The 6,000-nt window shown below is 49.0% G+C and carries 4 protein-coding genes; all 4 read right to left on the bottom strand.

Translation table 11 applies throughout. The annotated features are described in order from the left end of the window. Nucleotides 1-43: 43 nt before the first annotated feature. Nucleotides 44-2,479 (bottom strand): T9SS type A sorting domain-containing protein, encoded by a 2,436-nt coding sequence (locus K8S15_14525; protein MCD4777250.1) that lies wholly within the window; start codon nt 2,477-2,479, stop codon nt 44-46. Between the two features lie 111 nt (nt 2,480-2,590). Next, a complete protein-coding gene (locus K8S15_14520) occupies nt 2,591-3,892 on the bottom strand; it encodes a GWxTD domain-containing protein (GenBank protein MCD4777249.1) in 1,302 nt (433 codons plus the stop codon). After that, complete coding sequence (locus K8S15_14515) at nt 3,879-5,024, bottom strand: GWxTD domain-containing protein (GenBank protein MCD4777248.1); 1,146 nt, start codon at nt 5,022-5,024, stop codon at nt 3,879-3,881. The genes K8S15_14520 and K8S15_14515 overlap by 14 nt, the downstream gene beginning before the upstream one ends. Nucleotides 5,025-5,078: 54 nt before the next feature. Beyond that, nucleotides 5,079-5,951 (bottom strand): PorV/PorQ family protein, encoded by an 873-nt coding sequence (locus K8S15_14510; protein MCD4777247.1) that lies wholly within the window; start codon nt 5,949-5,951, stop codon nt 5,079-5,081. Between the last annotated feature and the right edge of the window lie 49 nt (nt 5,952-6,000).

Below are 6,000 nucleotides of genomic sequence, written 5' to 3'. Positions count from 1 at the left end.
CAGGATTGCTATTGCTATTATCTGTTTCATTTCTCCCTCCTTCCTACTCTATCCGGAGCATTTTCTGGGTAACAGTCTCTCCACAAGCCTGCAGTCTGCAGAAGTATACTCCTGCGCCTACCGCATTGCCTGTTTCATCGAGTCCGTCCCACATGAGTGTATGTTCTGCTGCCTGCATCTCCGTATCATTGAGAGTCCTGACAGCGCGGCCGCTCATATCGTAAATGATTACGTTAACACGTCCCGCTGAAGGCAGAGAGAAGCTAATAGCCGCTTCTGCGCTGAAGGGGTTGGGATATGTTCCACCGAAACAGAACTCCGCTGGAATCTCAGGAGAATAAATCCCCGGAGCATCTCCATACACGAAGTTACCGCCCTCGGATACGAGAGCACACATTCTACCATTCTGATAGTAACTGTCCAGCTGTTCCCATCCGTTAACTGTATAACGATATACAGCACCTTCAGGACTTTCAGCGGGGAAGGACAGTGTTGCGTTTACGTTGGGGATACTTACAGGACCAGCATTTATACCGGTCATCATTCCCTCAACGACCTCCAAAGGAACCTGAGAGGTCAGCGCGATATCAAGTATACTTGACTCGCAGAGACTTACCATGGTTCCCGGGGCAGCTGCGCCAGCCATCACTTCAAGACAGATACTGTTGACATTCAGTGTCATTTTACCTGTCGCAACGTATCCGACAGATATATCTCTGCTTTCAGTTACACTGAAACCGCTGCTGTCGTATCCGGCTACCTGAAGAGTGAAGTCTCCGGCTTTCCAGGCGTTGAACCTGCAGTCCCAGAGTGTGCCGTAAAAACTCTTCATTTCGAAAATACTGGTTGTGTCGGAACCTGCAGCTGTGAAGATGGGTCCGTACCAGTCAAATCCCTCAGGGTTATTTTCAAAGAGCGTAGTGTAGATATCCATGTACTGGTCATTGACGGAGTTCTGGTGAACCGCCAGAAGAACTTCAGGAAGATCCGTGTCCTGTGACAGGATGTACTTGAGATCCGTCGCTCCTTCTTCGTTGTTGTTGGTCACAACAAAGTATGCGTCGTCACCAGCCATTTCGAAGGAGCCGTTGTACAGATCGTTAAACGTTACTTCTACAACGGAGGCGATTTCTACATTTGCTGTATCGACAGACACGACAAATGCGGTCCATTTTCCGTCAATAGGAGTTCCGGAACCGCCTGCGTCAGCGTAAGCTCCGTTGAAGTAAACAGTAGGGTAACTACTGTAGTCTCCTTCGAACCTATCGTACTGCGCGCCCCAGATAGGTGCGGTTATGCCGTCTTCGGGAATCCAGACCGGCAGAGGGTAATCTCCGTCGCTGAAACGTCCCTCGAATGCTAGTGCCTGGCCGATATGACCGAAGCTGCTGGAAGTATCAGAGAAGATGTCGTACGTGTAAATTCCACCAGCCATATCGTCTCTTAAGTTGCTGGTAAGGTTGCAGATGAGCCAGTCAAAATAGATTGGAACAACGTTGGTCTGAATCGCTATATCGTCTGGAACCGATGGATCAATGGCATGCGCTACATTGAACAATCCGGTCGTATCAGACTGCGCGATTGTTTCCAATATAGCGTCAGTGTTGCGCTGAGCGAGGTACATCATCCAGAGGAATGTCTGTCCTCTTGTTCCAGCGAAATCCATTTTCGGAGAACCGGATTGGTAGACAGTCATTACATATTGCGGGTTTTTCGAGAACTGCAGTATATCGTAAGCGATACCGAGTCCGTAAGGAGTTGTTGCTGCTATGCCGTAACAGAAGTACTGGCATGTTTCACCAAGGCCCCTTACGATCCACAGATCCTCTGTAGGTTTCACTGAAGTTCGAACGAGTACTCCGAGACCGTTTGGAATGAAGAATCTTCTCAATTGCTTCGCAACCGACAGATTTGCTTCAGTTCTCGTGTATGTGTGTACATTGATGTAAACAATATCATGGTCATTGAACAGACCACTTCCATTGACATCGTCAGGATTGACATACTCCATTGTTTTTCTGTCAACCGCAGAACCACTATACTGGAATGTATCACGCATGGTGGCAAGCACGATCCAGATTCGGGGATCTCCGTCAGTATCGACGGCGTCTCCGAGATATTCGGTTACAGTACCGAATACGTTAACTCCGTTACCTTCAAATTCAGAAGTCAGAGTGTCAAGTTCTCCCTGATGAATCAGGTTGTTCCAGACAGTCGTATCCTGAATTCCCGGGCCGGCGCCTTCCTTGACTGATACAGAGTCCTGCACCAGCCAATAGGCATGTTCCGTAACTGCGCGGCATGTGAACTGATGAGTTTCGATATCATCTGGAAACTGCGAAAGATCGGGAACTTTGAGCATAACAGTGTCCCCGACGCTCATATCAGCACTTGCCACACCGATTCCCAGTACCGGTAACAGGAGCGCTGTCAGGACTGTAAGAAAACCAGTCCTGAGCGGTCCCGCAAATAATTTCATATTTGACCTCCTGTTTCAGCGGCTGCAAACCGCAAGAACAAAGCTAAATGCAACGCAAAATCATCTCTGAATTTGTGCATTTTTTGTTATCACCTCTCATTGCCGGGAGCATCATCCGCCGCTCGTTCCTGTGACGGGCGAAATCATTTCCTCCCAATTCGAATAACTGACTTCTCCTTCAATCGAGGAGTAAACCTGTTCGTAATTTCCAGTTCCACTTCTATCGGCAAAAACGAAGCTATCGTTCCCGCCTCCATAATAGTACCAGATCTCATACGGAACATGCCCTCCTTGAAATAGTTCCGATTCAATATCATCGGGCTGGCCGTAGATAACGTATACCCTGCCCCGGTCGGTTTCCCAGCTTTCTCTGTAAGCATTCGAATATCTTTCGCTCTCTTCGCAGCGTTGCTCAAACTGCTGACGCTGTTCGGGGGCACCCACCCAGTAGGCGGCATAGAACCTTTTCCTTCCATCCGTATCAAGACCGTTATACATATCAGCCTCTGCGCCTTTTAAAATCAGTTTGAAATGATCAGGATATGGTATTTCATCCGGCTCGCCTGCGGCTTCACCGATGAATTCATTATCCGGTTCAAGATTTCTGCTGATCATGAGGTGCTTGTCTACTTCGAGGGTGTCGTTCTGTGCAATCAGACCGAATACGACTCTGTGTAATCCCGAACTGCGCGCAACACGAAGATCAAGGCTGTCTACCAGGCCAACTGATTCCGCTCCCTCGGGTATCGTAAGTGATACCCAGGGTCTGGCGAAAATCGTTTCACCTGAGGATGTCTCAAGGCGGCCCTGCAGTTCTACTGAAGCGCCACCATGATTGTAGATCTCAACGTAATAGTAAGCCATATGTTCCTCCGGAAGTTCATAACTTCCATCGGCCGCGGGGAATACAAGAACTTCTCCCTTTTTAAGGGGATTGGTTGATTCCTCCGGGGATGGAACTACGGCACGTGCAAGTTCGATTTCACTAAGAGTTCCAGCGGATTCTACTATCAGATTCCTGGTTACGGTTCCCTGCTTCCCGTTACCTGTATCTGTGACTGTAACCGCAAGGATGTAACAACCTGGTATCACCGGAAGAACGGTGCTGTTCACCGCTGACCTTCCCGGTGCCCAGGTGGTTTCGGATTTCCACTGATCAACAGCGGTAGTATCGCCGTTCTCAGAAATCAGGACTGCTGTCGTCATAAACGATACAACCGAATCCTGGTCAGCTGAAAATTGGTCTATACCAAGCTGTTCGTAGATCTCGAGGCCCAGAGTATCCGCTCCCGTGTATTTGAACAGTGCTGTGTCTATTCCAAAACGGATATCTCCACTGCTGACAGACGCCAGATCCGAACCGTTTACCGCTAAGCAGACAGTAAACAAACAAATGATACTAATGCCTCTCATAGATAAGCTGAACCTCCTCCCAGTCTGTTGCGAGTTCGAATATTCCACAACCATTGTAATCGATGAAACACACTTCTATGGCAGGTGAACAGTACGTCCATACCTGAGTAGGCCGAGTTGATGTTTCGAAAGGTCTTGAGTCAATCATATCGGGTTCTCCAAGAAGAGCGAATACACGCCCCTGATCGGTATTGATACCCATAGTATTGAGCACAGAAAAGTTAGCATCTATGCAGTCAAGCCTTGTCAGGTACATCTCCAGGAATTCATTCTGCACGGTACTCGGTGACGGATCCCTCTTATGCCAGAACTCAGCCATCACTGCCTTCCTGCTGGATGGACCTTCCGCATTTTTCAGTTCATCCAGTTCCGAAGCGGAAGTGATGGGTCTTACCAGAGTTTCTGTAAGATCGGGATCCACTCCCCAGACATCCCATGCCTGGAGAAGCTGTAGATCCGCTTTTGAAGCTGCAACTATTTCATCGTCAGAAACGATAACAGCGAGTAACTCATACTCGCCTGAATCGAGATGACTGATATCAAGTGAAGCTTCGATTCTGCACGCGGTACCGGAGGTTGCCATATCCATCCAGCCCTCTCTTTCTATAACACTGTCTTCGTCCCGAAGGGCGTAAGCAGCTACAAGAGAGTCGACCTCTTCGTAGTCTGTCCGGGGAGGATATACATTCCAGATAATTTCAGTTGTACCTGAAGCTCTCTGATAATATCCCCCTGAGATCTGAAGATTGCCTGATGACCATGATGAACTGTCCGGCAGAAATACTTCAATGGTTTCTTCCCATTCGGTGCTTCTGCCCGATTCCAGGTCTCCTACCATTACTGTAAGCAGATGAGTTCCAGTTTGTACACCGGAAATGCGTAACTCCTCAGTCCGAGGTAATTCGCTCCTGCTCACCGAGCCACTGTTCCGTGCAGTATAGTCGCCATCGATGGCGGCGGCAACTTCCCAAAAAGCAGTTTCACCGCTGTTCTCCATTACGAAGAGGAAATCCTCTTCACTGAACTGCACAGAAATAGTCACAGCACCCCCATTCTGCCCCTGGGCAGGTTCAACATTCCAGTTAACCTGAAATCCGGTGATGCTTGTAACAATCAGCGCAAGAAGTGTCATTCATTCCTTCCGACCGGGGCAGGATTTTTACCTGCCCCGAGAATTATCAGTCAGCTAAAATGCGAACCCCAGGCTGGCCTGGTGAACCATGTCCAGCCTGTTCCAGTCCGCATACGCGTAATCAAGTGATATAGTCTTTCCGCTCACAGGGATATTGAATCCCGCTCCAGCGGTAAGACCTTCTTCGTCTGTGTTTATACAATAGCCGCCTCGAAGGGCGAACATATTATTGTACCAGTATTCGGTACCGATTCCAAGTTCCTCTACATTGTCGTTGGGATGAATACCATCAATTTCAACCGTCAGGAAATGAGGGCCTCTGTTGATAATATCCATAGCCATACCGAGCTTGAAGACCATCGGCATCGAGTAGGGTTCGTAAACCTCTGTCGAATCGCCTCCGCTGTAATACGTAGTGTATTCTCCTCCTGGAGTCAGTTCCCCTCCAAAGTGCTGAATTGTCATACCGATACGCAGGGTTTTGAAACCCGTATCGTAAAGGGTACCAATATCAACAGCGATACCGCCAGCGGAAATATCATCCCACTGCTCCCGTACATACTTCACCGTCATTCCGGCACTGAACCTGTCGGTCAGCATTCTGGAAAAGGAGATACCTGCCACCATGTCATTACATGAGAAGGTTTCTCCCGTTCCTTCGGGATGAGCAACGGTGGTTACGTCCATGTCGCCGGACTGCAGCATCGCGAACTGAGCAGAGAAGGTACCTACTCCGGCAATTTCATGGGATACGACACCTGCGCCGTAAAGTATGTCCGCAAACCACTGCATGCCTGAAAATTGCACCTGTGTTCCGGGTACTCTTACAAGGCAGGCTGGATTCCAGAATGCGGCGCTTGGATCATCGGCTGTAGCGATAAAAGCACCAGCCATTGCGGTTCCGCGGGCACCCAGTCCTATTTTCAGGAACTGCGCGCCAGAAGTTCCGACCTTCGCGAAAGAACTTGCTTCGGCA

This window comes from Candidatus Aegiribacteria sp., assembly GCA_021108005.1.
Taxonomy (GTDB): Bacteria; Fermentibacterota; Fermentibacteria; order Fermentibacterales; family JCC-6; genus Aegiribacteria.
This window is presented reverse-complemented; position numbering and strand designations above follow the sequence as displayed.

Excerpts from the sequence above, each read along its gene's own strand:
- K8S15_14515 (MCD4777248.1), bottom strand. The coding sequence starts at position 5,024 with ATGACACTTCTTGCGCTGATTGTTACAAGCATCACCGGATTTCAGGTT.
- K8S15_14520 (MCD4777249.1), bottom strand. The coding sequence starts at position 3,892 with ATGAGAGGCATTAGTATCATTTGTTTGTTTACTGTCTGCTTAGCGGTA.
- K8S15_14525 (MCD4777250.1), bottom strand. The coding sequence starts at position 2,479 with ATGAAATTATTTGCGGGACCGCTCAGGACTGGTTTTCTTACAGTCCTG.